A 25,361-nucleotide genomic window follows, 5' to 3' on the forward strand; every position below is an offset into this window, starting at 1 on the left:
AAAAATACCCCTAGTTCTTCATTGAACCTCTCCCCCGTTAGTTTATATCTGAAATAGGGGTAAGAGATGAGTGAACTAGAGGAATTGGGGTTTGGGTATGAGGAATTGGGTACTGGGGGTTGGATATATGCTTTTCTGATTTTTCTGGCTTGTGCTTTTCTTTTATTGCTGGTTGCTAGTCCCCAGTCCCCAGACGCTAATCCCTATCTTCCCAAAACTTCAATCCTTACTGGTGCAACACCACTGCCGATCATTCCTATCACTCTGGCTGCACCTGTGGATAAATCAATCACTCGGCCACGAGAAAATGGCCCCCGGTCGTTGATACGCACCACTACAGAACGACCGTTGCGGGTATTGGTAACACGAACTCTTGTGCCGAAAGGTAAGCTACGATGAGCAGCAGTCATGGCTTCTGGATTAAATCTCTCACCAGTAGCAGTTGGTCTGCCAGCAAACCCGTCTCCGTGTCCATAAAAGGAAGCTATCCCTTGGAAAGTGAGTCTGATACCGCTAGCAATTCGCTGCGGCAGATTTGCTATTGGGTTTGAGGAACGCTTTGGTGAGCGTGCTGGTAAATTAGCGATTTCTTTGAGAGGTGAAGCATTACCTAAAAGTCTCCGCAGACGATTAGTTGCTTGCAGCGCATCGTTAGCAAGATTATTGGTGGAATCTGCTAGCCTTGTGTTTTGATTAATTTCCACCAATTCTTGATTATTGACTTTGATGGTGTAACGCTCTAATTTTTGCTGACTGGAAGAACTTTTATTTTGAGATTGAGAGGCAACTAATGAAGAGTCTGCACCCTTCCAACTTACGGTAATCTGGTCAGCTTTGACATTATTCCTGATGAGCTGGTTGATTTTTGCTGCTACCGAACTAGCTCTTTTAACTGGATCGTCATTTTGCGAACGGTTCTGGATTCTGGCATCCGCTAAATTCCCCAGACTTGCCACCTGAACTGATTTCTCAGTATTAAGGGCGTACGATTGCACGCCCTTTGTGTCTCCAATTGCTCCTACTTTTGTCTCCACGCTGGCAACTGGGTTAGAACTTACAAAGGTGAGAACTGGAATTTTCCGAATAAATAGGGTTGCCGCCCTACGACCTCCAAGGTTATGGGGATGAATGCTCGTAATCACAGCATCCGAGGTTCTTTTCCCTTCTGATGATTGAAACTCTCCTACCTTGACTACATCACTAGCTAGAATTTGCTCAGCTGGTGCTGTAGCTTTAGTAGTTTGAGTCCGACCGACTGCGGGCGTACCCAAAACAGTTACAGATAGGGCAACAATAGTCCACAAATGTCTTTGATTCATGCGTCCGATTTTTAAAGCGACTGTAGAACAGCAGTTTTTTTAACTCATAAGAATTTGCTTCACTTTTAGTGGCAACTCCTAAAAATGCAAACTCGTTCCGCTTTCACTTTCCGTTTTATAACTCGCATCAGACTAACATGAACTTCTGGCGTTGGGGATCAGGGTTTTATCGTAGGAATTGGCGCTTTTCCCAAATTTGTTTTCGGATAATAAGCTTGAAACCTTGTTCAAATGCGGATTTTGCCCATGTAGCGTTTTTTTCGATCTACCAAGGTTTTCTTAACAAAACTTAACAATTTCTTGGCTAAAAATTGCTCTAAAAGTTCCCGCAGATAGCAGGACTTTTGACTATACTTTATGTATGAATTTATACTTATTATATTATCTGATGAAATTTATAATAATCAATTATAGTACAAAAAAGTAATGTTAAACCTACTGAGTTAAACTATGTTTATATTCCCTTTATATTAGCTTACACCTGATATATGTCAATACTTACAGAGATAAATATTTTAGGGGCGAACACTAATGAGTATTTATCCTCAGCTAATTTTTATGATACATAGATATGTAATACTACTCTCAAATTAGTAAAAAAACGTGATGCTGATGACAATTGACCACAGTAAAGCTAAGTAAAAAAAACTGCCTACTTTTGTAGCTTATTTATTTTTAAGTAAAACCTGAATTATATAGTGAGATAATGAAAAACTGGGCGTTAGTTTGAGTAGAAAATTTTATTAATGTATAAAATATAACTTTTACTCCAAAAGCCCCAAATTACTTAATAAAACGCAATTTTTGAGAGCAAGCTATTAGCTGATGAGCGATCAAGCCAATCAAGGAGATTTAGAAATACGTCCCTCTCCCCTATTAACGGTGATTAACGATTTGCATTCTAAATACAAGTCACTCAAAGAAGGGATAGTAGCGAACTACATACCAGAACTGGCTAAAGTTAATCCAGACCTGTTTAGTATTTCCATCGTTACAGTGGACGGTCAGGTTTATCAGGTAGGAGATTATCAACAACTATTTACTATCCAGTCTATTTCTAAAGTTTTCGCCTACGGACTAGCGTTAGAAGATCATGGACGGGATTATGTGTTAACTAGGGTTGGTGTAGAACCAACAGGTGAAGCATTTAACTCGATTATTTTAGATGAGCAGTCGAAGCGGCCTTATAACCCAATGGTAAATGCTGGGGCGATCGCCACCACTAGTTTAATCAAAGGTGCTGGGGCAACAGAACGCCTAAATCGAGTGCTGGAAATGTTTCGCCGATACATCGGCCATGATGTGTTCGTTGATATTTCCGTATTTACTTCCGAACGCAGTACAGGACACCGTAATCGGGCGATGGCACATCTCATGCTCAACTTTGGCATGATAGATAGAAATATAGAAGAAGCATTAGACCTATATTTTCAGCAATGTGCTGTGATGGTTAACTGTCACGACCTGGCCGTGATGGCTGCTACCTTGGCAAACAGGGGGGTGAACCCAGTCACAGGAGAACAAGCGGTAAATAGTAGATATATAAAAGATATCCTCAGCGTTATGTACACCTGTGGGATGTACAACTTTGCGGGAGAGTGGGCTTATAAAGTCGGTATTCCGGCAAAAAGCGGTGTTTGTGGGGGCATTATGGCAGTTGTCCCCAATCAGATGGGAATTGCTGTGTTTTCTCCACCTTTAGATATTCGAGGTAACAGTGTGCGAGGAGTGAAGGTGTGTGAAGAACTTTCTCAGCAGTTGGGCTTACATCTATTTGAATGTGTGAAAGTGGAGAATGGAAAATGGGGAGTAGGGAATTGTGAGTGTTGAGTTGTTCCCCTACTCCCTGTTTTTTGGTCTATTTCCTCAACAACAAATAATAGAGTGAACCATGACCACCTGTAACACCTGCGCGATCGCCTGCTTGTTTCCCAGTTCCCATGAAGTAATCTACTCTTCCTGGGCCTTTGATGGCATTACCGGTATCTTGATCTAATACATAGCGGCTGACAGTGCGATACTCCATTCTTCCGCCAGCTACGGGAAAGGGAATAGAAGTATGAACAAGTGCTAGTGCGCCCGGAGGCATTAAAGATTTGTCTGTGGCAATGGAACGTTCTGCTGTTACTGGTACATTGATACTACCAGTAGCTGGCCTACTACCAGTTTCTTGGAAGAAAACAAATCTTTCCCAACGTGGTAAGTAGTTATTTAACTCCTCTGGTTGTTGGCGGAAGAAACTGATCATTTTTGGTAGTGTCATCCCCGATAAGGGAAGTTTGCCATCTTTGGCCAGTTCTCGCCCAATACTAGTCCAAGGGTAATCGGTTCCGCCTGCATAGCCGATCGCCGTTCGCTGTCCATTAGTTAACTGAATTTGGGCAGAACCTTGAATTTGTACCAAGTACGCATCTAGGCGATCGCTAAACCAGAGCAATTCTGAGCCACGCAATAGACCTGTATGCCCTTGTAAACCGTCTTCACCTTCCAGTTCTAATCTTGTTGGGTGTGGTTTAGACCATTGCCTGAAGTTAGATGGTAAGCGATATAGAGGATATTTATATACAGAAGTTCTGACACGACTAGCTCTATAAACTGGTTGATAGTAGGAAGTAAACTTAACAGTACCCTTGCCGTCATTACCTACAGACTGGTAAAAAGCAAACTCTCGTCGCACCGCAGCTTGCAACTGGGCGGGAGTTCTAGAATTGACAACTAATTGACGGAAACGTAACAAACTCCGCCGTACACGACTCAGAGTAATTCCTCTGACTGGATAATTCTGATAAATTCGTTTGGCGGTATTCGTTTGTAAGTAACGCAAACTGTTGTCTATGGCTGCTAATAGCGCTTTGCGGTCACTGGCTCTACCTACACCAAAAATTTGCTCATCGAAACCCAAACAAGGATTTTGGGTAACACAGTTGTTACCAATTTCTACAAGTTTCAGGGGAGTTCGAGTTACAGGCGACGGTAGTTGAGGATTGCTAGGGAGTGGTGACGGGACATCAATCACCTGGGCTACTGCGATCGGATTTACCAAAGCAATTCCCAGACTCAAGGAAAACAAAGCAAGGGTTTTTCTTATCATTTAGTTGAATCTTTCAACACTAGAACTAAAAACAGGTTCTACTCGGATCGCTACAATCCGGGAAGGGCGCACAACCATATACTCCCCTTGAATATTCTTGATGGGTACGCTAATAAAGTCGCTAGAACCAGATTTGGGTACTAGTTCGCCACTATACCATTTTTGGAATTCCTGAATAGTGGGAAACCGTACTTCTTCTCGATGACCACTTTCCAGCATCATGTGTACAGCGTATTCGTTTGGAGTTCTAGGCATAAGGTTGAATCCCTTAAAATATGTTCAACCTATTGTTAACCACGTTACACCAGAATGAAAAGGGTAAGCATACGGGAGCAAGATTTGCTTTTCGGGGAGACAAGGAAATTAGAAACTCATCACACATTACTCCTGATGGTTCTTTTCTTCACGCCTATGACGGTTACTCAACTGGAGACGGTTCCCAGGAATTTGGAAATAGGGGTATAGGGGTATAGGGGTTATAGGGGTTAAAAATTCTTACACCCTCACACCCTTACACCCTTATCTTTTTAACCACCAACATGAATGGCTGGTCGTCTGTGGGGATTCTTTTCAGCGCGACGCAACACTTCACGGGTGACTACAGCAATATCACCTTCACCAAACAGGATAAAACGCAGCAAATATTGGATGGGGTTTCCTTCTACCCAGCCGAAATAAGCATGAGGAATTTTATCTGTTTGGTCACGTATATATAGAAGTAGAGCTGCAATGGCGTTGGGTACGGCTGCACTTTCTGCCCGGAGGATGCGGTACGCTCCGACTTGTACACCTTTGACTTTGATGACATCGGCGAAATCTGAAGCGTCGGAGACGATAATTTCTAAGAACAGGATGGGATCAGTGGGTGGAATGTGATTGTCTTCACGTACCTCTGTCTCTTTGAGGAAATACTCTTGCTCATCGCCATCATTTAATCGATTGGCAATGAGGCGGATTGCACCTTGACTTTCTTCAACAATATATTGATGAGCCAGTTCGTCAACTTCGATTTGCTCTACTCGCAATTCGGTTGACCGCCAAACGCGGGAAACTAGGGAAGTAAAAATGATGGCGCTGATGAAGAAACCAGCGATTCTAATACCCTCTGGCCTTTCAATAATATTGACGATAGTCGTATATATAAATACTAAGGTAATGCTGCCGAAGATAAATTTGCCCTTTGTGGATCTTTGACGGTGGGCAGAAAGAGTGACAGCAAAGGCGGCGGAACTGATTAAAACTAATACACCTGTGGCGTAAGCTCCCCCCTGGGCTTCCACATTGGCGCGAAAGATAATTGTGACAACAAAGGCGATCGCTGTATAGACTAAAACTAAAGGTCGTGCTGCTAATGCCCAATTGGGAGCCATACCGTAACGTGGCAGGTAGCGAGGCACAATATTTAGTAGTCCCGCCATTGCGGATGCACCAGCAAACCACAAAATGGAAATTGTGCTGAGGTCATAAATTGTGCCAAAGCTATTACCTAAATATAGATGTGCTAGATAAGCTAAGGCGCGTCCATTAGCTTTACCGCCTGTAGCAAATTCGGCTGCGGGAATCAACAAAGTTGTGACAAAGCTGCTGGTAAGCAAAAAGAAACTCATGATTACCGCCGCCGCCGTTAGTAACTTGCGGGTATTGCGGATACGTCCTGTAGGGTGTTGGGGTGTATCACTGCTACTACCTTGTACCAGAGGCATAACGGTAACACCAGTCTCAAAGCCTGATAAACCCAGTGCCAATCTGGGGAATAACAACATAGATAGGCCGATGACGACGAAAAAATTTGAGTGACGGGCAAAAATTGCCGTTTGCCAATTAGCGATCGCTGATGGGTAAATAAGAACTTGATATAAGCCAACGCCAATGACAATTAAATTTAACAGCAGATATACGCTCACCAAAACGACGGCTATACCGATTGCTTCTCGAAAACCTCTCAGAAAAACTGCCCCTAGTAATGCTACTAGTACAAGAGTGATGGGAATGCTTTGATTATGAAATAGATTCGGAACAAGGGGATTTTCGATGATATGGGCTGTAGCATCAGCCGCCGAAAGAGTAATCGTGATAATGAAGTCTGTCGCCACAAAACCGAGCAGGCACAATACGAGTAATTTGCCTTGCCACCAAGAAAGCAAATGCTCCAATATGGCAATAGACCCTTCACCATGTGGACTTTTGCTAGCAATGCGCCGATAGATTGGTAATGCGCCAAAAAGTGTCAGCAGAACTAAGATCAGCGTCGCTATCGGAGAAAGAGCGCCGGCTGCTAGTGCCGCAATACCTGGTTGATAACCAAGGGTAGAAAAATAATCTACACCAGTCAAACACATGACTCGCCACCAGGAATGCTTGCGGTGAGCTTCTTCCTTACGATAAGGGCCTTCTTTTTCTCGTCTGTCTTCTTCGAGCAACCAGTCCATCAACTGTCTGCCGAGCCGTTGCGTAGACATAATTAGTTTAGCCATTAAACACAGTTTTGTTACAATAAGAAAGAATATTGTCTTCTTTGTATTTCTTTAGCTTTGTGGTAGAAAAACTAATTTTAAACCAAAAAATACAGAGGTTATAATTCTCTTACTTATCAATAGAAAAAACTAAGTTATTTCGTATATTTGTTTATGTTTGGCTAAAAGCTGGATATATTTCTCATTTGTTTTTGCTGCTAGCCACTTAGTTTTAAATATTGCTGCGGACTCAGCTTTAATAGGGTCTACATCGTAGGGTAAAATTTCTTTTTTATCATGCGTGTTTTCTGAATTTTGCTTATATTTCCTCCCACTTTTATGATTAGCATAACGACGCGATCGCGTATATCCCATTTGCAAGAACTTCCTAGCCATATCCGCACCAACAAAATCATCTGCGTCTAGATAATCAATAAAAATTGCGTAGATTTTTTCACTCGATTCCCTAGCAATATCAGGTGTTTTAAATCGCCAGTAGGGAAGAATTTCTGATTTATATGGCTCAACTAAAAGTACACCCTGTTCACCTTTGCCAACTCGATAGAGTTCAGGATGTTGGCGAAAGTCGAGATTTTTATAGTCTAAAGAATAATCAAAAGCCATGATTGTTTTTTATCATGGATAATAAACTCTCAAAATATAGTTACACTTCCATCTATGTAGGGAAATTTCTGCTGCTATGGTAACTACTCCTCAATCCCTAAACAGTGTACTTTCACCGGGTAATCTGCGTAGAGTGCATCACATTGCCCTGAATGTTAAAGATATGCAGGCTTCTCGCTATTTTTACGGTACTATCCTGGGATTACATGAACTTACAGGCGATGAGGTACCAGCCACTTTGGTGGAACTTGTCGCCAGTGGAAAAGTTGCTAACTTCGCTACCCCCGACGGTACAATTCTAGACTTATTTTGGACACCTGACTTAACACCACCAAACCCAGACCCAGAACAAAGTTTTACTAGAGCCTACCATCTAGCATTTGATATTGATCCTGGGTTATTTGAGCAAGCGGTGGCAGTTGTGCGAGAAAATCAAATTGCGATCGCTCATGGCCCCGTCACTCGTCCTACTGGTAGAGGCGTTTACTTCTACGACCCCGACGGCTTCATGATTGAAATTCGCTGCGACCCACAATAAAAAATATTAAAATTTCTAGTTGATTAATGTTAGTAAAGGCGCAGAAGTCAGCCTAACTGTTAGATTGGGCTAACTTCTGCTACACTCCTTGCATATATAAAAAATAACAGCGTTTAAAGTCTTTTGACTGCCAAATTGCCACAAACCTTTTTCAGTACTTATCAATTTTTATACAGCATAAATATTGAATTTAGATACTAATAAACATATTTTGGGGCTGATGTCTCAACGGAAAGTAGTATAATTTTTCCTGCTCTGATATTGCCTGTCCAAAGGCTGGAGCTAAAACTAAAAAATCTAGGTTTGTGCTTATGTTAAGTCCTGTTTTGACGATCGCCATCTTTCAAAAGCAGCCGAATCCTCAAGTGTTTTCAGCAGGTCAGGTCATCTTTGAAGAAGGACAAGTTGGTGATTATATGTACGGTATTGTAGAAGGAACTGTTGATTTATTGATCAATAGTAAGGTTGTAGAAACAATAGAGGCTGGGGAGATATTTGGTACAGGTATATTAGTAGGAGTGAATCATCGGAATTATACAGCGATCGCTCAAACTGATTGTCAACTAGCTTACTTAGATGAGAAAAGATTCTTATTCGCTGTCCAAGAAACACCAATGTTTGCACTCAATGTCCTGAGAAATTATTCAGAACGTCTCAGTCGCTTGCAACGTTTAGTTTAATATCACAGTATGTTTCAACCGCAGGAAAATGAGTAGTACTTTACATCGAAGGCAACTACTGAAATTATTGGGTATGAGTGTCTTAGGAACCTCATTTTCCAGTTGTGTCACATCTCCAGCTAGGGCAACAACGGTAAACTGGGGATATATCGGTAAAGTAGGCCCAGAGCATTGGGGTGAGCTTTCCCCTGACTTTGCACTCTGCCAAATAGGCAGAAAACAAACGCCGATTGATTTGCAGATTGCAAATGTGAAAGATGTCCACAGCAGCAGTCAAGATTTGTTAGTCTTCAATTATCAGCCAACGGCATTACACCTAATAAACAACGGTAAAACCGTCCAAGTCAACTATCCACCAGGCAGTTATCTTAAGTATGCTCACCAAAAATTTGAGCTACTTCAGTTCCACTTTCATCACTTCAGCGAACACCGAGTTGATGGAAAATTATATGATATGGAACTCCATTTAGTTCACCGGAGTAAATCTGGTGACTTAGCCGTTATGGGTATTTTCTTGCAAGCAGGAGCATTTAACCCCACGCTGCAAATTATCTGGGATGCCATACCTCAAAAGCAAGGAACAGAAAAGCAAATAGCGGATATAAATATAGATGTTTCCCAATTTCTCCCAGCACAACGCAGATTTTTTACTTATTCTGGCTCTCTGACAACCCCACCCTGTTCAGAAAATGTTCTCTGGTGCGTGATGGCAACTCCTATCGAAGCCTCTCCTGCACAGATAGCTCAGTTTAGTCAAATGTTTCCTGAAAATGCACGTCCGATCCAATCTCTCAACGATCGCCTAGTTATCGAAGCTATTTAAAATTTTTCTGCCAACTTTCCCTGATTTTGTGTTGCTATGTCATACTAGGAGATGAGAATTTATTCGGCGACCGCGTTTGTTTTGAGTATTGACAGGCTTTTCCCTTTTGGTATTTACAGACATTTCTCCGAAATCTCAATCCCTAGACACTTCTGATTTTGGAGACAATAATATGTCTATTTATGTTGGTAATCTTTCTTACGACGTTACAGAAGAAAGCTTGAACGCCGTATTTGCAGAATATGGTTCTGTAAAGCGGGTTCAGCTACCTGTAGACCGTGAAACCGGCCGTGTACGCGGCTTTGGCTTCGTGGAAATGAGTAGTGATGCAGAAGAAACAGCAGCAATTGAAGCGCTTGACGGTGCTGAGTGGATGGGACGTGACCTTAAAGTAAATAAGGCTAAACCCAGAGAAGACAGAGGCGGTTCTAGGGGTTCCTTTGGCGGCAATCGCAGCAACAACAACTTCCGTAACCGCTATTAAGAAAATATAGATTTGAACTGGAGAACCGGGAATGAAGAAGTAGTTATTTCTACCTCCTAACCCCCTAAAATTTTAATGCTCCTTTTGAACAGAACTTATTACTAATATCGGCTCAAGCAAGAATGCTTGAGCCTTTTTGATGTAACATCTGCAATTAACACCTCATACCAATCTTTCTGAATTACAAATTAGTATGATTTTGCTATTTATTTCATTGGTTGTAACTTGGTCACCTTGAGTTTAAAAGGCCCAACCCCAGTTTCGCCAAAAGACCGAACACGAATAATAAAAGTCCCTGTTTCATTGATGCGGGTAAACAGTAGAGAATTACTAGTGCCATCGGGGCCATCATCATTTTCTGCTAGCGTTGAGCCATCGGGTGCAAGTAGTGTGATGATACTGTCAAAACTTTCTGAAGATAAATCAACTGCTAGATTATCCCCCTTATTCAGCTTCACCGCATAGTCACGGGCAAATCCACCCTGACCAGTGGGAATGTCTTTATCTGAAAGTGCATCAGAAAGTTCTTTAAAATCAGTCAACAGGATAGGACTGTACAACTTACTCTGAGCAAATGCTGCTGTTGTACTGATGGCAATTACCATTAAGGTAGCGGGAAATATATTTATTCTTGTGAAATTTTTAGTCAGAAATTTACTGATCATTGTAAGTGATGTTCCCACAACAATTGGGTGGTTTGGTTAATTATAGATTTCCCAGAGATAGCTTGCCATTAATTTTTGATGTATCTATCTTTTGCAGCACTGGCTGTAGCTGCTAACCCCAAGACAGTGATTTCATTTTGACGCAGTATCTGCACGGCAGATTTAACAGTAGCACCAGTGGTGTAAATATCATCTATTAACAATACTGGGGCTTTTGGGCAGCTATGACGAAAATCTTGACCAATTGCAAAAGCTTCAGCCAAGTTGTTTTCTCGTTCAGAGACTGATAAACCAAACTGCGCTGTTGTCTCGCGCACTCTCGCCAAACCATTTAGTTTCAATTTTAATCCAGTTGTTTGGCAAAAGCTTTGGGCAATTAAGGCTGCTTGATTGTATCCTCTTTGTTTTTGCTTACTGGGGTGGAGTGGGATTGGTACAACTACAATTTGTGTTGTTTGATGAAGAGAATGTAACAACCAAGTTTCTCCTAGCCATTGTCCCAAAAGACGGGCAATTTCGGGTTGATTGTCGTACTTCATCAGTGCGATCGCTCGTTTGAGCGTACCACCATACAAACCCCAGCTAAATACCGGTATTGGCTGTTTCCACAACGCATCAGGGTGTGTGTGACGGCATTTTTGTAACTGTCTGGTACAGTTAGGACACAATTCAGTAGATGTAGGTCTTTGACACAGAGGACAGTTAGATTGCAAAAACAGGTCAAGCAGACCTTGAAAGTGGCGACTCCATGTTGGCATTTAAAGCTACTTGAGGAATTTGACATAAACGCGATCGCACCGCGCTGTTTCCACTTCCGTGGCTGGTTGGTAGCCGTGATTTTCATATAGCTTGACTGCTTCTACCAAAACGCTGGCTGTTTCAATCCAAATTTCTTGAAAACCACGAGAGGCGATCGCTGCTTCTAACTGTTGTAACAAATATTTCCCCAATCCTAAACCCCTAACACTGGGTAAAAGATACATTTTCCTGATTTCTACAGCCTTTTCCCCGCGATTTACAGGGTAATATGCCCCAGTACCTACTATTTGGCTTTGGTGTTCAATTACCCAAAACTCGCCTCCGGTTGCTAAGTAACATTCTTCTACTTGCAACACATCGCGGTCTGCACCTTTGGGTTCCCAACCTAAACCGTATTCTGATAATACGTAACTGATGACTGCGGCGGCTTTAGTGCGATCGCCTTTTTGCCAGTTACGAATTAAGAAGTCTTGATAGTAGCTGTTCATTACCGTTTGTGGGTCAGGTTTTTACAGAAAAGTCTTCTGGATCTATTCCCAATTTACCCAGCATATAGCTTCTCCTGTTGATTTTAACTCAGGTAAAGCTTGCAGCGCACGGATTTTATCTATGCAACACAAGAGTTCTTGAGATTATGACGATAGAGGCGATCGGATTAATTTTTTGTGCTAATATTTTTATGGGTTACGTAACGCATAACTACGATTCCATGACCATTTAAGTATGTCTCCATCAGATTAATACCCTAAATATAAAGATAAAAGAACGGAGAAATTTGCTTTAGGAGAAAGGGTTAAAGAGTTTCAATCTTTTGAGAGACAAGCACAAAAGCGATTAGATATTATAGATGCAGCCCCTAACAAGGAAGCGCTAATACAACTACCAAGTAATCGTTTTGAGTCATTAGGAGGCGATAGAAAAGGTCAGTACAGTATCCGAATTAATGAGCAGTGGAGAATTTGTTTTAACTGGCCTGATGATTTTCTTAAGCCCTTCAACATAGAGATTACAGATTATCACTGAAGGAGAGATAAATGGCACGCCCACCAATCCACCCCGGAGAAATTCTTGCTGACGAAATTACTGAACTCGCTATGACTGCAAGTGATTTAGCGCGTGTTCTCCATGTTCCCAAAAACAGAATTACTGAAATCATTAATGGCAGACGAGGGATAACAGCCGATACAGCTTTGCGATTAGGACAATATTTTGGAACTGGTGGAGAATTCTGGTTAAATCTTCAAAAGAATTATGAGCTAAGGTTAGCTGAACAAACATTAGGTAAGGAAATACAAGAAACTATTTGTCCTCGTATCTTAGTATCTTGAATTGATTATAGAGTCTTAAAATTTGGTAAATGGATAAGCGGCAGTTCTTAATCAGACATGATTAGCAACTACCAATTACCCATTACCACTCTTTAATTAATAATGTTAATTAACATTACTCATATTGCTAAAAATTTCAATTAAATTACCATCAGGATCTCGGAAATGTGCTGTTCTTAAACCCCATTCTGGACGGTTCAGAGGCTGAGTCACAATGATGGCGTTGTGGTCTTTGAGATGATAATAAAACTCATCTACGTTATCTACAGCGAAAACCAAAGCTACTTTGTTCTGACATTCAATTGCTGAAGGTTGATAAGCGCTGGGAACGGCTTCCGCCATTAATTCTTTTCTGAACAAAGCTAACTTGATATAGTCGCCGGTATGTAACTCAGCATAACCACTATTTTCATCGCCCCAATCGATGAAAAATCCGAGTGCATCCCGATAGAACAAAAAACAATCTCTGTAGTTGGAGACAAGCAACCTGATATGTGTTAACTGTATCTGCATATTTATGAGTGATTATACTAACTATGAATTCTAGGTTCTGGGTGTAAATTTTCTAGTAACTCACTTTCAACAATAGCTAATTCATCGAGCCTTTGACTAACAATTTCCCGGTCAAAGTAAGTATCCGCTAAAACCCAATATGTACCAAAGTGTCGTGCCTCAGATGCCATCAAACCTTTATAAAACTTGGCTAGTTCTGGTTCGGGACAGTGTGTAGCTAATAAGCCTAAGCGTTCGTGACTTCTTGCTTCGATTAAACCAGTCACGAGTAAGGAATCTAAAAAGCGTTCTGGTTCGTTGGTACGTGCAGCCGCTTTTAAGCCAGCGCCATAGGGAGGCGGGGGTAAGGGTGCTAGGGGTATATTGCGGCGTTCTAGCCACTGATTTACCAGTTCAAAATGTTCTAATTCTTCACGGGCGATCGCTGTTAATTCCCTGACCATTTTGGTATTAGATGGATAGCGAAACATAAAATTTAAGGCTACACCCGCCGCTTTGCGTTCGCAGTGGGAGTGGTCAAGCAAGATGATATCTAAGTTAGCGATCGCTTGTTCTATCCAAGCTTCACTGGTAGGTTGCTTTAGTACATTGATTTTTGGTAACACGGAGGTAAGCACAGGACGAGAAAACTATCAAAATTGTAACTCCAGCACATTGATTGTAATGTGAGTGGCTAGCTTTTCGTTTATCTGCGTCAAAAAAGTGCTGTTATATTTTCTCTCCAGCCCAAATAAATAAATCACCAGGGCGGAGGAAAAGACCTAACTCACTTCACAATCCTTGCTGTTAATAGCTCAAACTGCACTTAGTTAGTCATAATTCCCAACACTCTGGTGTTGATTAAGCGGAAAATTCCGCAATTAGGGTAAAAGTAAAGGGCTTAGAAAGCATATAACAGTCATCTTAAAAGTATTGTATCAAGACACACATTTTCATTTAGTTTTTAGAGTCTCTCAGAAGCATGATCCCCACTGTATTAAGACTTACAGATAATCGGGGATTTATGGGATCTATCAATCATGCCAATAGATAAAGTTATCGGCATTGGACAACCTAGAAATACTTAAATATATTTAATAATCATATTTAATTCCTAATATTTTATTACCAATCTATTTGTTGGCGATCGCGGAAGAAACCACCAGACGCACCACCATCAGGAAGAGTTGCCAGCCAGACGATTGTATCAACTCCTTCTTCAGGGGTTCGTGGTGCATCTTGCCCACCCATATCAGTTTTCACCCAACCAGGACAAACAGAATTAACTAGAATATTCGTCCCTTTTAATTCACTGGCAAAAATTCGCGTCAGTGCATTTAAGGCTGTTTTGGAAATGCGATATGCGGGTATACCTGAACCCATATCAGTTAACTGTCCAGCACCGGAAGAAACATTGACAATTCGACCATAGTTTTGTTTTTGCATTAAGGGTATTAATGCCTGAGTTACTCGTAAAATTCCATAAACATTTGTATCTATTGTTTGCTGTAAAGTCTCTATTTTTGTGTGAAAAATGCTGTTATTACCAGTTTGAGAATCAATATATATGGCTGCATTGTTAATTAAAATATCGACTTTGCCAAACTCATCACAGATAAATGTAGCTAACTGCTGACTACTTTTCTCACTTGTGACATCAAGAGGATAAGCAATCACATCTAAACCCTCAGCTTGTAATTTTTCAGCCGCAGCTTTTCCTTTAGCTTCATCCCGACTAGTGAGAACTACCTGATATCCCTTTTTAGCCAATTGGCGGGAGGCTTCAAAACCCAAACCACGGTTTCCACCAGTAATTACAGCGATTTTTTTGGTTGTATTCATTGTTTTTTATTTTCTGTCGATAGTGAATAACTACTCACACTGTTGTAAAAAACCTACACTTGTCAAACCTGCCCTGCTCCCCTCCCTCATCTCCTCATTGCCTGCATTGATGGAACAATGACTGATACCCTGTTAATTAGGGCAAAATTTTTATCAGACAAATTTTTCTATCAATGAATTACCTTGTAGCCGTATTACCAGATCGCATCCAAGCAGAAGCTGCTTACTTAGCCTTAGAACGAGAAGGTATTAATAGCACTATCTTGGGTAGAGGGTATAAAACTGCTGATGAGTTTGGCTTGATTGATCCCAATCTCCAAGCTAAAAAGCAAGTGAAGCTAATGGCATATTGGTTAGTACCATTCGGCTTTTTTGCCGGTTTTACCTTTAGCTACATCACTGGTTTGGATACCTTCGCCTGGGCGGGTGAAATTGGTAATCACGTTGTAGGCGGCATTTTAGGCGCTGCTAGTGGTGCTATGGGTAGTGTATTTGTTGGTGGAGGAGTAGGCTTAATTATTGGTGGTGGTGATGCTTTACCTTACCGCAATCGCTTAGATGCCGGTAAATACTTGATTGTAGTTCAAGGCTCGGAAACGCTGTCTCGCCAAGCAACCCGAATATTACGCCAGTTCGAGCCAGAAAATATCCAAGGTTATGCTGATACAAGTCCTGTGTGAGGAGTTGGGGACAAGAAAGTAAAAAGTAAAAAGGTAAAAGATATTTTTCTTTTGACTTTTGCCTTTTGACTTTTTCCTTGGACTGGGGACTGGGGATGAGGTAAGTATCGGAAAATAACAACTGACAACTGACAACCGACAACTGACTATATAAAAATGTTGCCACGAGAAGAACTTTTAAAGGGTGTGGAAAATCGAGATAGTGTAGCTCGTGTAATTGATCAAGCAGAGCAAGCTATTAAGACTTGGGAAGTGGTTGTGACAGATTTTTTGTCTCCGCCAGAGTTAGCAGAGATTCAACGGGTCTTTAGTCGGTTAACAGACGTGCAGTTGGTGGCTTGGGGTGGATATCCGCAAGCAGAACGCCAAAGATTAGCGATCGCCCGTGCTGAGTTACCCTTAGATCAATCTCAAGTTAGCCTTGTGGTGCTAGAAATCGCTGGTAATTTCCTATTTGACTCGGCGACTCACCGCGATTTTTTAGGCGCAATGCTGGGAACAGGAATTGTCAGGGAGAAAACTGGCGATATTATTGTTCTGGGTGAACGGGGAGCGCAAGCCATCGTTGTTCCAGAGTTAGCAGAATTTTTGCAAATTCATCTTAATCAGGTGCGTTCTGTTCCTGTGAAAACCCAACCTATTGAGCTAGCTGAGTTAAAAGTTCGGGAACCAAAGAAGAAAGAATTGACGACAGTGGAAGCTTCTTTGCGGTTAGATGCGATCGCCTCGGCTGGTTTTGGGATGTCTCGCAGTAAAATGGTAGACTTGATTGACTCTGGTGATGTCCGTGTCAATTGGAAAGAAGTCACCCAAGCCAGTTCCCAAGTAAAATCGGGTGACTTAATCGCCATTCGCGGTAAAGGACGCTTAGAAGTTGGAGAAATTGCCGTAACGAAAAAAGAACGTTATCGTGTCCAACTGACTAGGTATATGTAAGTTGACAGTTGACAGTTGACTGATAAGTGAACATCAAAAAATAAATTAGCCGAAATTGATGGTTTGGTAGGGTGCGTCAGTGCGATAGAACCTAACTATACTCAGAAATTATTCACACTGACGCACCCCACATTTTGGATATTTTTTTATCTGGAAGTACCTGACAACTAAGCTTTAAAGTGTTTAGCTAAAAGACTAAGCAAAGTTTTGCGTGGCACAAGTCGAGCCACATTGCTTCTAAGTTGGGTACTAGTATCACTAATAATTACCGTTGGTTCCCAGTTTTCCAGGGCTTTGAGTGATTTCAAGACAACTTCTTCAGAACTCATTACCTTATTTGTGGTTTCCGCCAAAGCTTGGGGAAAATTAGCCTCGGTAAAAAAGTCAGTTTCCGTTGGCCCTGGACAAGTAACTAAAACACGAACACCATATTGGCGATTTTCTGCCCATAAAGCTTCACTAAAACTGACAATAAAAGCCTTACTTGCGGCATACACTGAAAGATAAGGTATCGGTTGAAAGCCTGCAATAGACGCGACGTTAATAATGCTTCCCGAACGGTTTTGACGCATTAAGGGCAAGAATCTATGAGTTAAATCTACCAATGCTAAAACGTTTAACTGGACAATTTTAATTTGTCTTGTGCGATCGCTTTCGGCAAAGTCACCATAATCGCCGAACCCAGCATTGTTAATTAAACAATCAATCGTCAATCCTTTGCTTTTCGTTATATCAAATACATCCGCGACTGCATCTGTTTGTGTTAAGTCTTTAGCGATTACATCTACTTGAATTTTGTGTTGCTGTTGTAATTCTTGAGCTAATTGATGTAACTTATCTTGCGATCGCGCTACAAGTACAAGATTGGTCTGGCGTGCAGCTAATTCTTGAGCAAAGGCTTTACCTATACCGCCAGAAGCACCCGTAATTAAAGCAGTTGGCATTTGAGATAATAAGTATTTTCTTATGCTACTTATAAATTTTAACAATAGATTTTTCGGTCATTAGTCATTAGTAAAAATTCAGCACCGTAGATTATTGACCTTATGGCACGTTGTTGTATTTCTGCCAGTTAAGTTTTTTTGGTGATGATGGGAATACTAGTATCATAAGTTATATTTTATCTCTATGTATCGCCTCAATCAAAGAGCCTGGAAGTTATTGTTGGCAGAAGTGGAAAAATGTAGTGGTAATGACCAAGTTAGTAAGATTGAACGGGAAATAGTAATTAAACGATTAGAGAAATTGCGTTTAGAAAAAGGTTCTCCTGCTCAGATAGATGAGCTACGGGATACAGTTTTGGACATATATCCACAATTCAGTGAGAAAGTCCTCAAGCAAGCTGCAAAAGCTAATCAAGCACCTGGACTTTTTACCAAAATCAAATGGACAGTAATTCTCGTGGGTAGTTCGGCGGGGATTGTCTGGGTGGTGAATTTACCTTATCCCATGATTCGCTGGCCTGTAGCGAGAACAGTACCAATCCTACTGTTACCCAGCTATATGAGTATGGATTATCACTATCGGGGAGTAATTCAAAATCTAGAGCAAGCTGACCAGTTAATTAATAAAGCTACTAGTTCATTTGATATTGAGGAGGGCGCAAAAAAGGTTCAAGAAGCACAAAAACATCTAGATAATCTACCAGTTTGGTTTTTGGGATATTATCCCCAGGCTTACTGTAATTTGTTTGGTTGCAGTTGGCGATTCACCTTAGATGAGTTTGAAACAGCTCGTCAACGGACAGCGCGAATTAGTGCTGTTGTTTTTCAAGATAAGAACGCTTTAACACCACTTAGTCAAGGTGAACTAGCGATAGAATTGGCGAAAAAACAATATGAACAAGCTACTAATAGCAAAGATAGAGAACAGGCGATCGCCTCTTGGCAAGCAGGAATCGACCAGTTAGAAGAAATTCCCGCACAAACATTAGCTGCAAAAACCGCAAAAGCGAAGCTAAGAGCCTACAAACGGGATTTTGAAAACGCTCGAATTGGTAGTTTCATTGTCGCGGCTCAAGAATTTGATCTCGCCGCCGAAAAAATCAAGCAAACACAGCCACAAACAGCCTCGGAATTATGGCAACAAGCCATGAACCGCATCAACCAAGTTCCCTTAGAAAACCCTAGATACTTGGAAGCACAAAAGTTATTGGCAATTTACCAAGGCAAAATTCAGGGCATTGTTGATCCTAAAAGTGGCAAATTAATTGAGGGAGCCAAACAATTCGCCTTGGCTGCGGCTCAAGCCTCCCAAAACCCACCACATACAGAAACAAAATGGAAGCAAATTGCTAAACTGTGGTCAACAGCAATTGAGCAATTAGAAAATGTGCGTGTAGAAGAACCAGGTTATGTGGAAGCGCAGAAGTTATTAGCAAATTACCAAACCAACTTAGGAATTATCGAAACTCGACTGCAAGCTGAAGCAGAGTCACAATCATCACTGAAACAAGCTAATGAGCAAATCCAAAGCTTGATTGCTAACCCTCCCACCGACCCGCAACAGTTCCAAGGTCAAATACAAGGGATTATCAATCAGCTCAACACTATCAAGCCTGGAACAACCGCCTACCCGGAAGGGCAAAGACTAATGGCTTTGGCACAGAAGCGACTGAAACAATAAAACTTTGCTTTTACAGGAAATGTGTGTTAATGTTATAAATCGTGTGGTTGAGGACGTATAGCTCAGTTGGTTAGAGCGCTACGTTGACATCGTAGAGGTCACTGGTTCGAATCCAGTTACGTCCATTCGTAAACATATCTTATTTTATTTGCAAAAACTTATCTAAGGCTGACACCATACTAGGCGGCCAGCGACGGATGTTTTTTACCCAGTTCATATCTTTATACCGGGTATCTAAACCATAAGCCGCAACCCAGTTGCTTTCGGCTTCACCTTTTTGTCCGTTTACCCAGTAGATAGCTGTTAGGGCGGCGCGGACATCTGCGAAGTTGGGGTATTTACGAACGATATTACGCATTTCCCGGATTGCCTCATCTTTTTGCCCAGTTTCATAAAGGGCAATGGCGTAGTTAGCACGGGCGAAGGCAAAGTTGGGGGCAATTTCAAAGGATTTTTTGTAATCAGCGATCGCTTCAGACCATTTCCCTAAACCTGCTTTAGCATTACCCCGATTGTTATAGCCCATTGCATCGTTGGGGTCGAGTTCTAGGACATGATTATAATCTGCGATCGCTTCAGACCATTTCCCCAAGCCTTCTAATGCTGTACCCCGATTTAAATACGGGTCAGTAACATTTGGGGCTAATTCTATAGCTTTGTTAAAATCTGTCAGCGCTGCTTGTAACTTATTCTGACTTACCCGCGAATTGCCGCGATTACTCCAAGCCCCTGCATTAGTAGGGAAATTATCAATAATTTTTGTCCAATACTTTTCTGCGGTGACAAAATCACCTTTATTTGTGGCAGTAAATGCCTGATTTTTCCATTCTTCCCCTTGTTCTATTTGTTCCTGGGTAATCGATGGTTGTGGAGATTGTGCCATGACTGGTGTACCCCAGCCAAACAAAACTAATAAGCTGAGAACAACACTAATTAACTTAATCATTATCTGGGTTGACTGTTGACTGTTGACTGTTGGCTGTTGACTAATCACTACAGTAAAGATAGCTGCTCATTCGGTGGTGTGAAGCCCATGTGTTTATACGCAGCTTTCGTGGCTGTGCGGCCACGGGGAGTCCGACTGAGATAGCCAATTTGCATCAAGTAAGGTTCGTATACTTCTTCTATTGTTTGAGTATCTTCTCCGGTAGCGGCGGCGATTGTTTCTAAACCTACGGGGCCACCGTTAAACTGCTCGATAATCACACTAAGCATTCGGCGGTCTGTCCAATCGAGTCCGCATGGGTCTACTTGAAATAGCTGTAGTGCTTCGGCGGCGATATTTTGGCTAACTTCTGTACAGGATTTTACCTGTGCATAATCGCGGACGCGTTTCAGTAAGCGATTGGCGATACGTGGTGTCCCCCGTGAACGACGGGCGATTTCTGTGGCTCCATCGTCGGTAACTTGGGTTTGGAGTAACTGAGCGCTCCGCAGGACTATTTGACTGAGTTCGTCAACTTCGTAAAAGCGCAGTTTTTGAATTAAGCCGAAGCGATCGCGCAGTGGTGAAGTTAAGGCACCTACGCGGGTTGTTGCCCCCACTAAGGTAAACTTGGACAAAGGTATACTCCGAATCCTGGCGCTGGAACCTTTACCCACGGTAATATCTAAGCGGTAATCTTCCATTGCCGGATAGAGAATTTCTTCGGTCATCCGCGAAAGTCGATGGATTTCATCGATAAATAAAATATCACCGGGTTTGAGGTTCACTAGTAGCCCAACAATATCTCTGGGACGTTCTAAAGCAGGCGCACTAGTGATTTTATAATTGACTCCCATTTCCGAAGCTAATATCATTGCCATTGTTGTTTTACCCAATCCTGGCGGGCCATACAGTAGCAAGTGATCCAAAACTTCACCCCGCGACTTGGCTGCTTTGATGGCAATGTCCAGCACGTCTTTCAGGTCTTTCTGCCCGATGTAGTCGGCGAATCTTTGTGGTCTGATACTTTCTTCTTGCTTACCTTGCTCATCAATAGCAGCTTCAGGTTGCAAAACCTTCTCTTTGGGGGCGGCTGGTGCTGACTCCGGGCGTTTGTTTGGTTGTCCGTTTGGTTCTGGGGGCTGTTTTTTTGAGGAGATGATCGCCATAATTCAGCTTGCAACTCTAAGTTTAGGACTGTTTACGTTAATTCTTCGCCGTAATACTGGTAGTAGAAATGGTGGCGAAGATTTTGGTGAGAAAATACACAGGTCAATTTAAAATTTAAATTCCGGACAATTACCCAGGAGTAAAAAAATCATTATGTTATCTAAAAGAATCTTACCTTGTTTAGATGTGAAGGCGGGACGGGTAGTTAAAGGAGTTAACTTTGTTGATCTTAAGGATGCGGGCGATCCGGTAGAACTGGCCAAGGTTTACAACGATGCTGGGGCTGATGAGTTAGTGTTTCTGGATATTACGGCTACTCATGAAGACCGGGATACTATCATTGACGTTGTTTATCGGACTGCCGAGCAGGTCTTTATTCCCCTGACTGTAGGGGGTGGTATTCAATCCTTAGAAAATGTTAAAGCTTTGTTACGCGCCGGAGCAGACAAGGTTAGTATTAACTCTGCGGCAGTACGTGACCCAGAATTGATTGATCGGGCAAGCGATTGCTTTGGTAACCAGTGCATCGTTGTAGCGATTGATGCTAGACGTAGAGTAGATCCTTGTAATCCCGGCTGGGATGTTTACGTGCGTGGTGGTAGAGAAAACACTGGTTTAGATGCCTTATCATGGGCGAAAGAGGTAGAAAAACGTGGTGCAGGAGAACTATTGGTAACGAGTATGGATGCTGATGGTACTCAAGCTGGTTACGATCTAGAGTTAACACGGGCAATTGCTGAGTCTGTAGAAATACCAGTTATTGCTTCTGGCGGTGCGGGTAACTGTGAACATATATACACTGCCTTAACTGAAGGGAAAGCGGAAGCTGCTTTATTGGCATCGCTGCTACATTATGGTCAACTCAGTGTAGCTGAGATTAAGAATTATCTGCGCGACTGTCAAGTTCCAGTCCGCTTATACACATAGTTCTAAAGACATCATGGAATTTACATCACGTCTACCACAAGTCGGGTACAGTTCTCGAAAAGGATGTTAAGATTATTTTACAAGTATTAATAAATATTAAAAAATATGTTGATTCCTATTTTATTATTTGATGTAGCCTTGGTGGCGTGGTCACTGCACCTCATGGAGAAAGCTGTAGAGCATAAGGAATTTTCTCTCATGTTGGCAGGAACATTGGTGGCGCTAGCTGCTGCGGCTATGTTAGTAGTTTACTTTCTCATGGGGCATTGCATGAGCTATTTGTTACAAGTTAAGTAACTTGTACTCACAAGCCATTATCATTAGATTGTATAGCCATAGCCAGATAGATTAGGACATCAAGCTCAGATAAAACCCTGACAAGGTAAGGCTTTCAAGTCTGTCAACAGTCAACAGCTATACTTATGATATTGATTAGATTTGAGGAACTTGTGAGGAATTGGGGATTGGCAAAGAAAAAATCACCAATTACTCCATCAGCAGGAGAGTAGGGAGCTTTAGGCATTACCAACCTGCACAAATATTATTTATACAAAAGTAATTTAATAGTGAAAGTAGTGCCTTGTCCTTCACCAGGGCTAGTGACATGAATCGCCCCGCCGTGTAATTCTATGAGATAACGGGCGATCGCTAACCCTAAACCCAAACCATGTTGTTTATGTTGGCAGTCCGCTTGACGGTAGCGATCAAAAACGTAGGGTAAAAATTCCGACTTAATACCAATACCTGTATCAGTAACTGTGATGTGAGCTTCAGAGTCTGTGTATGATAGTTGGACTGTGATCTGTCCCTCTGGAGGTGTGAATTTAATCGCATTTGAAAGTAGATTGCCTAAAACTTGTAACAGGCGATTGATATCACCAGGAATCAGTGGAATTGATTCATCTATCACAGACTTTAAATGAATATTTTTGGCTTTTGCTGAGGGATAAGCAGTCTCAATTGCTACGCCGATAATAGCAGCTAAATCCACTTGGCAAAATTCCAACTGTAACTTACCTCTGAGGACACGAGACATATCCAGTAAGTCTTCCAAGAGCTTTGACTGTGATTGAGCATTGCGTTCAATGGTTTCTAAAGCACGGGTAAATGTGGTTTCATCAAGCTGGCGAGTCCGTAGCAATTGTGACCAGCCGAGAATTGCATTCAGTGGCGATCGCAAATCATGAGATACCATAGCCACAAACTCATCTTTCGTTTGGTTGGCGGCTTCTGCTTCCGCACGGGCTAATTTTTCTAATTGCAATAGTCGATTGCGTTCTGTTTCCGCACGTTTGCGATCGCTAATATCGGTTGTACTGCCGACTACTCGCACTGGCTGGCCATTTTCATCTCTGGTGATTACGCCTTGATCTAAAACATATAAATACTGATTATTCTTGTGACGGATGCGATATTCAAAAGCATAACGATTTTGATGGATAGGCAACTTCTGAAATTCCTCAAGCATAAGTGCTTTATCTTCAGGATGGATTTTCTCTTGCCACCATTCCAGGGTTGAGACTGCTTCTTCCAAAGAGTAGCCTAAAATCCGCGTCAATCCCTCCGTTCTGGTAACTCTACCTTTTGCTACATCCCATTCATATATGAGAGCATTAACTGCGGCGGCGGCTAGTCGAAAACGTTCATTGCTAGAGCGTAGTTCTTCTTCAACTTGCTTACGAGCAGTGATATCAAAGGCTGTACCAACTATTTGGCGTGGTGAACCGTCAGCGTTCCTCATAAAGACGGAATTACGACTAAAAAACCAACACCATCCACCGTTGGCGTGGTGCATCCTATACTCGTGTTCGATGATGTCTCCATCCTTAGCTGAGTCAAATTGCTGGAATACTTGCGGAAGCCGAACAAAATCATCAGCGTGCATTAATTTGACAAGAAATTCGTTTCCTAAACCTTGAATTTCTTGCGGAGTGTAACCTAATAGATTACCAACCTTACCGTTAAGATAAACATTCCGCTTTTCCATCAAGTCGTAAACGTATAGAATTCCCGGAGTGGTTTCTGCAATGCGTTCAATAAATTTCTGGCTTGTATTTAACTGTTGCTCACTCCGGTACAGTTCTCGGCGTAATTGTGTTTGTGTGATGGCTGAGTGAAGAGTTGAGCGCAAACGTTCTGCTGTTGTTTGTCCTTTCACTAGATAGTCATGAACACCACTTTTCATTGCTTGTACGGCGATCGCTTCATTGCCGTAACCCGTTAACATGACTATAGCTGGCATAGCTCCTTGCAGCAGCAGTTGCAATTCAGCCAAAAATTCCAGTCCATCTTGGTCTGGTAGTAAAAAGTCTAATAAAATTACATCAGGTTGCAACTGCCGACATAATTCCAGTGCTTCCTCTCCTGATTCCTGTTCTAGAATTGTATAGTGATGCTCTTGGTCTTGCTGAAGATAGCGGCGATAAACTTGGCGATCTTCAGCACAATCATCAATAATTAAAATGGTTAGCGGTTGTGCCATGACTAATTGCTAACAGCATCAGGAAGAATCACAATATCTAACCAATAAGTTAAAAAACTGTGAATTGTTTTAACTAAACGGTTTATATCTATAGGCTTAAGGATATAACTAGCGGCGCAATATCGGTAACATATTTCAATATCTTTAGGATTACAAGAAGTTGTGAGGACAATCACAGGAATATGTTTGAGGTTACGATCCTGTTTAATTTGAGCTAATATTTCTCGTCCATCGGTTCCCGGTAAATTTAAATCCAGCAAAATAATTGAGGGACAAGGAGCCATTTCCGGGTCGAGATAAGCTCCTGTATGGTAGAGAAAATCTAAAGCATCCTCGCCATCAGTGCAACGAAAAACAGGATTTAACACCACTTCTCGTTGCATGACTCGTTGAAAAGCTTCAAAGTCTTCGTCACTATCTTCAATTACTAATAAGGGTTGGGTGTTGCTACCAATCATCTGGGGAGTGCTGAAAAGTTCTCTGAATTATGAATTTTACTGGAGCAGCCTAGCTGTAGG

Annotated in this window: 28 protein-coding genes, 1 tRNA gene and 1 pseudogene; 14 read left to right on the plus strand and 16 right to left on the minus strand. The window is 41.8% G+C overall.

Features of this window, described 5'->3' with window-relative positions:
• Positions 1-203: 203 nt before the first annotated feature.
• The gene (locus H6G14_RS09320) at positions 204-1,319 is read right to left on the minus strand and encodes a septal ring lytic transglycosylase RlpA family protein (RefSeq protein ID WP_190567079.1); all 1,116 of its coding nucleotides are present in this window, start codon (positions 1,317-1,319) and stop codon (positions 204-206) included.
• Between the two features lie 825 nt (positions 1,320-2,144).
• On the opposite strand from H6G14_RS09320, the gene glsA reads away from it, so the two are divergent.
• Positions 2,145-3,149 carry a glutaminase A gene (gene glsA / locus H6G14_RS09325; protein ID WP_190567081.1) on the plus strand — a complete coding sequence of 335 codons (1,005 nt, stop codon included), beginning with the start codon at positions 2,145-2,147 and terminating at the stop codon, positions 3,147-3,149.
• 28 nt (positions 3,150-3,177) lie between these two features.
• Here glsA and mltA read toward each other — a convergent pair whose 3' ends face one another.
• Both mltA and H6G14_RS09335 read right to left on the minus strand, forming a co-directional pair.
• On the minus strand, positions 3,178-4,410 hold the full coding sequence (mltA, locus tag H6G14_RS09330) for a murein transglycosylase A (RefSeq protein ID WP_190567083.1): 1,233 nt from the start codon (positions 4,408-4,410) through the stop codon (positions 3,178-3,180).
• On the minus strand, positions 4,411-4,665 hold the full coding sequence (locus H6G14_RS09335; RefSeq protein WP_010997083.1) for a hypothetical protein: 255 nt from the start codon (positions 4,663-4,665) through the stop codon (positions 4,411-4,413).
• Between the two features lie 20 nt (positions 4,666-4,685).
• On the opposite strand from H6G14_RS09335, the gene H6G14_RS09340 reads away from it, so the two are divergent.
• Entirely contained in the window at positions 4,686-4,883 is a 198-nt protein-coding gene (locus H6G14_RS09340; RefSeq protein ID WP_190567085.1) for a hypothetical protein, read from the plus strand.
• A 54-nt stretch (positions 4,884-4,937) separates the two neighbouring features.
• Here the strand turns inward: H6G14_RS09340 and H6G14_RS09345 are convergent, their stop codons facing one another.
• Both H6G14_RS09345 and H6G14_RS09350 read right to left on the minus strand, forming a co-directional pair.
• Positions 4,938-6,884: an APC family permease gene (locus H6G14_RS09345; protein ID WP_190567087.1), complete on the minus strand. Its 1,947-nt coding sequence runs from the start codon at positions 6,882-6,884 to the stop codon at positions 4,938-4,940.
• 129 nt (positions 6,885-7,013) lie between these two features.
• Positions 7,014-7,487: a DUF4385 domain-containing protein gene (locus H6G14_RS09350; protein WP_190567088.1), complete on the minus strand. Its 474-nt coding sequence runs from the start codon at positions 7,485-7,487 to the stop codon at positions 7,014-7,016.
• A 76-nt stretch (positions 7,488-7,563) separates the two neighbouring features.
• Between H6G14_RS09350 and H6G14_RS09355 the strand changes: the two genes are divergently transcribed.
• The 4 genes from H6G14_RS09355 to H6G14_RS09370 all read left to right on the plus strand — a co-directional run bounded on the left by H6G14_RS09355 (position 7,564) and on the right by H6G14_RS09370 (position 10,012).
• Positions 7,564-8,025, plus strand: coding sequence for a VOC family protein (locus tag H6G14_RS09355; RefSeq protein ID WP_190567090.1), 462 nt, complete (start codon positions 7,564-7,566; stop codon positions 8,023-8,025).
• A gap of 311 nt (positions 8,026-8,336) precedes the next feature.
• Positions 8,337-8,705 carry a cyclic nucleotide-binding domain-containing protein gene (locus H6G14_RS09360; RefSeq protein ID WP_190567092.1) on the plus strand — a complete coding sequence of 123 codons (369 nt, stop codon included), beginning with the start codon at positions 8,337-8,339 and terminating at the stop codon, positions 8,703-8,705.
• 28 nt (positions 8,706-8,733) lie between these two features.
• The gene (locus tag H6G14_RS09365) at positions 8,734-9,528 is read left to right on the plus strand and encodes a carbonic anhydrase (protein ID WP_190567094.1); all 795 of its coding nucleotides are present in this window, start codon (positions 8,734-8,736) and stop codon (positions 9,526-9,528) included.
• Between the two features lie 172 nt (positions 9,529-9,700).
• Entirely contained in the window at positions 9,701-10,012 is a 312-nt protein-coding gene (locus H6G14_RS09370; protein WP_190567096.1) for an RNA recognition motif domain-containing protein, read from the plus strand.
• Between the two features lie 206 nt (positions 10,013-10,218).
• On the opposite strand, the gene H6G14_RS09375 is transcribed toward H6G14_RS09370, so the two are convergent.
• The 3 genes from H6G14_RS09375 to H6G14_RS09385 form a co-directional block, all read right to left on the minus strand.
• Complete coding sequence (locus tag H6G14_RS09375; RefSeq protein ID WP_422394068.1) at positions 10,219-10,617, minus strand: PPC domain-containing protein; 399 nt, start codon at positions 10,615-10,617, stop codon at positions 10,219-10,221.
• 128 nt (positions 10,618-10,745) lie between these two features.
• Positions 10,746-11,435, minus strand: a complete 690-nt coding sequence (locus H6G14_RS09380; RefSeq protein ID WP_190567100.1) for a ComF family protein — start codon at positions 11,433-11,435, stop codon at positions 10,746-10,748.
• Positions 11,436-11,441: 6 nt separating this feature from the next.
• Positions 11,442-11,924 carry a GNAT family N-acetyltransferase gene (locus tag H6G14_RS09385; RefSeq protein ID WP_190567102.1) on the minus strand — a complete coding sequence of 161 codons (483 nt, stop codon included), beginning with the start codon at positions 11,922-11,924 and terminating at the stop codon, positions 11,442-11,444.
• A gap of 274 nt (positions 11,925-12,198) precedes the next feature.
• Between H6G14_RS09385 and H6G14_RS09390 the strand changes: the two are divergent.
• Both H6G14_RS09390 and H6G14_RS09395 read left to right on the plus strand, forming a co-directional pair.
• A pseudogene (locus H6G14_RS09390) lies at positions 12,199-12,459 on the plus strand (type II toxin-antitoxin system RelE/ParE family toxin); the annotation flags it as partial.
• An 11-nt stretch (positions 12,460-12,470) separates the two neighbouring features.
• On the plus strand, positions 12,471-12,764 hold the full coding sequence (locus tag H6G14_RS09395; protein WP_190567103.1) for a HigA family addiction module antitoxin: 294 nt from the start codon (positions 12,471-12,473) through the stop codon (positions 12,762-12,764).
• Positions 12,765-12,869: 105 nt separating this feature from the next.
• Here H6G14_RS09395 and H6G14_RS09400 read toward each other — a convergent pair whose 3' ends face one another.
• The 3 genes from H6G14_RS09400 to H6G14_RS09410 form a co-directional block, all read right to left on the minus strand.
• The gene (locus H6G14_RS09400) at positions 12,870-13,277 is read right to left on the minus strand and encodes a VOC family protein (RefSeq protein ID WP_190567105.1); all 408 of its coding nucleotides are present in this window, start codon (positions 13,275-13,277) and stop codon (positions 12,870-12,872) included.
• Positions 13,278-13,294: 17 nt separating this feature from the next.
• Positions 13,295-13,894, minus strand: coding sequence for a tRNA isopentenyl-2-thiomethyl-A-37 hydroxylase MiaE (locus tag H6G14_RS09405; RefSeq protein ID WP_190567107.1), 600 nt, complete (start codon positions 13,892-13,894; stop codon positions 13,295-13,297).
• 487 nt (positions 13,895-14,381) lie between these two features.
• Entirely contained in the window at positions 14,382-15,098 is a 717-nt protein-coding gene (locus tag H6G14_RS09410) for an SDR family oxidoreductase (RefSeq protein WP_190567108.1), read from the minus strand.
• Positions 15,099-15,271: 173 nt separating this feature from the next.
• On the opposite strand from H6G14_RS09410, the gene H6G14_RS09415 reads away from it, so the two are divergent.
• Both H6G14_RS09415 and H6G14_RS09420 read left to right on the plus strand, forming a co-directional pair.
• Positions 15,272-15,778 (plus strand): hypothetical protein, encoded by a 507-nt coding sequence (locus H6G14_RS09415; RefSeq protein WP_190567111.1) that lies wholly within the window; start codon positions 15,272-15,274, stop codon positions 15,776-15,778.
• A 156-nt stretch (positions 15,779-15,934) separates the two neighbouring features.
• The gene (locus H6G14_RS09420; RefSeq protein WP_190567113.1) at positions 15,935-16,714 is read left to right on the plus strand and encodes a photosystem II electron transport protein, Sll1252 family; all 780 of its coding nucleotides are present in this window, start codon (positions 15,935-15,937) and stop codon (positions 16,712-16,714) included.
• A 167-nt stretch (positions 16,715-16,881) separates the two neighbouring features.
• Here the strand turns inward: H6G14_RS09420 and H6G14_RS09425 are convergent, their stop codons facing one another.
• Positions 16,882-17,658 (minus strand): SDR family NAD(P)-dependent oxidoreductase, encoded by a 777-nt coding sequence (locus tag H6G14_RS09425; RefSeq protein WP_190567115.1) that lies wholly within the window; start codon positions 17,656-17,658, stop codon positions 16,882-16,884.
• 184 nt (positions 17,659-17,842) lie between these two features.
• Between H6G14_RS09425 and H6G14_RS09430 the strand changes: the two genes are divergently transcribed.
• Both H6G14_RS09430 and H6G14_RS09435 read left to right on the plus strand, forming a co-directional pair.
• Positions 17,843-19,339, plus strand: a complete 1,497-nt coding sequence (locus tag H6G14_RS09430) for a hypothetical protein (RefSeq protein WP_190567117.1) — start codon at positions 17,843-17,845, stop codon at positions 19,337-19,339.
• A 51-nt stretch (positions 19,340-19,390) separates the two neighbouring features.
• Positions 19,391-19,464, plus strand: a tRNA-Val gene (locus H6G14_RS09435).
• Between the two features lie 14 nt (positions 19,465-19,478).
• Here H6G14_RS09435 and H6G14_RS09440 read toward each other — a convergent pair.
• A complete protein-coding gene (locus tag H6G14_RS09440) occupies positions 19,479-20,285 on the minus strand; it encodes a tetratricopeptide repeat protein (protein ID WP_190567119.1) in 807 nt (268 codons plus the stop codon).
• Between the two features lie 47 nt (positions 20,286-20,332).
• On the minus strand, positions 20,333-21,433 hold the full coding sequence (ruvB, locus tag H6G14_RS09445; protein WP_190567121.1) for a Holliday junction branch migration DNA helicase RuvB: 1,101 nt from the start codon (positions 21,431-21,433) through the stop codon (positions 20,333-20,335).
• A 154-nt stretch (positions 21,434-21,587) separates the two neighbouring features.
• Between ruvB and hisF the strand changes: the two genes are divergently transcribed.
• Entirely contained in the window at positions 21,588-22,361 is a 774-nt protein-coding gene (gene hisF, locus H6G14_RS09450; protein WP_190567123.1) for an imidazole glycerol phosphate synthase subunit HisF, read from the plus strand.
• 105 nt (positions 22,362-22,466) lie between these two features.
• Positions 22,467-22,658, plus strand: coding sequence for a hypothetical protein (locus H6G14_RS09455; protein WP_010997047.1), 192 nt, complete (start codon positions 22,467-22,469; stop codon positions 22,656-22,658).
• A gap of 244 nt (positions 22,659-22,902) precedes the next feature.
• Here the strand turns inward: H6G14_RS09455 and H6G14_RS09460 are convergent, their stop codons facing one another.
• Both H6G14_RS09460 and H6G14_RS09465 read right to left on the minus strand, forming a co-directional pair.
• Positions 22,903-24,843 carry a hybrid sensor histidine kinase/response regulator gene (locus H6G14_RS09460; protein ID WP_190567124.1) on the minus strand — a complete coding sequence of 647 codons (1,941 nt, stop codon included), beginning with the start codon at positions 24,841-24,843 and terminating at the stop codon, positions 22,903-22,905.
• Positions 24,844-24,845: 2 nt separating this feature from the next.
• A complete protein-coding gene (locus H6G14_RS09465) occupies positions 24,846-25,301 on the minus strand; it encodes a response regulator (protein ID WP_190567127.1) in 456 nt (151 codons plus the stop codon).
• Between the last annotated feature and the right edge of the window lie 60 nt (positions 25,302-25,361).

This window comes from Nostoc parmelioides FACHB-3921, from assembly GCF_014696625.1.
Taxonomy (GTDB): domain Bacteria; phylum Cyanobacteriota; class Cyanobacteriia; order Cyanobacteriales; family Nostocaceae; genus Trichormus; species Trichormus parmelioides.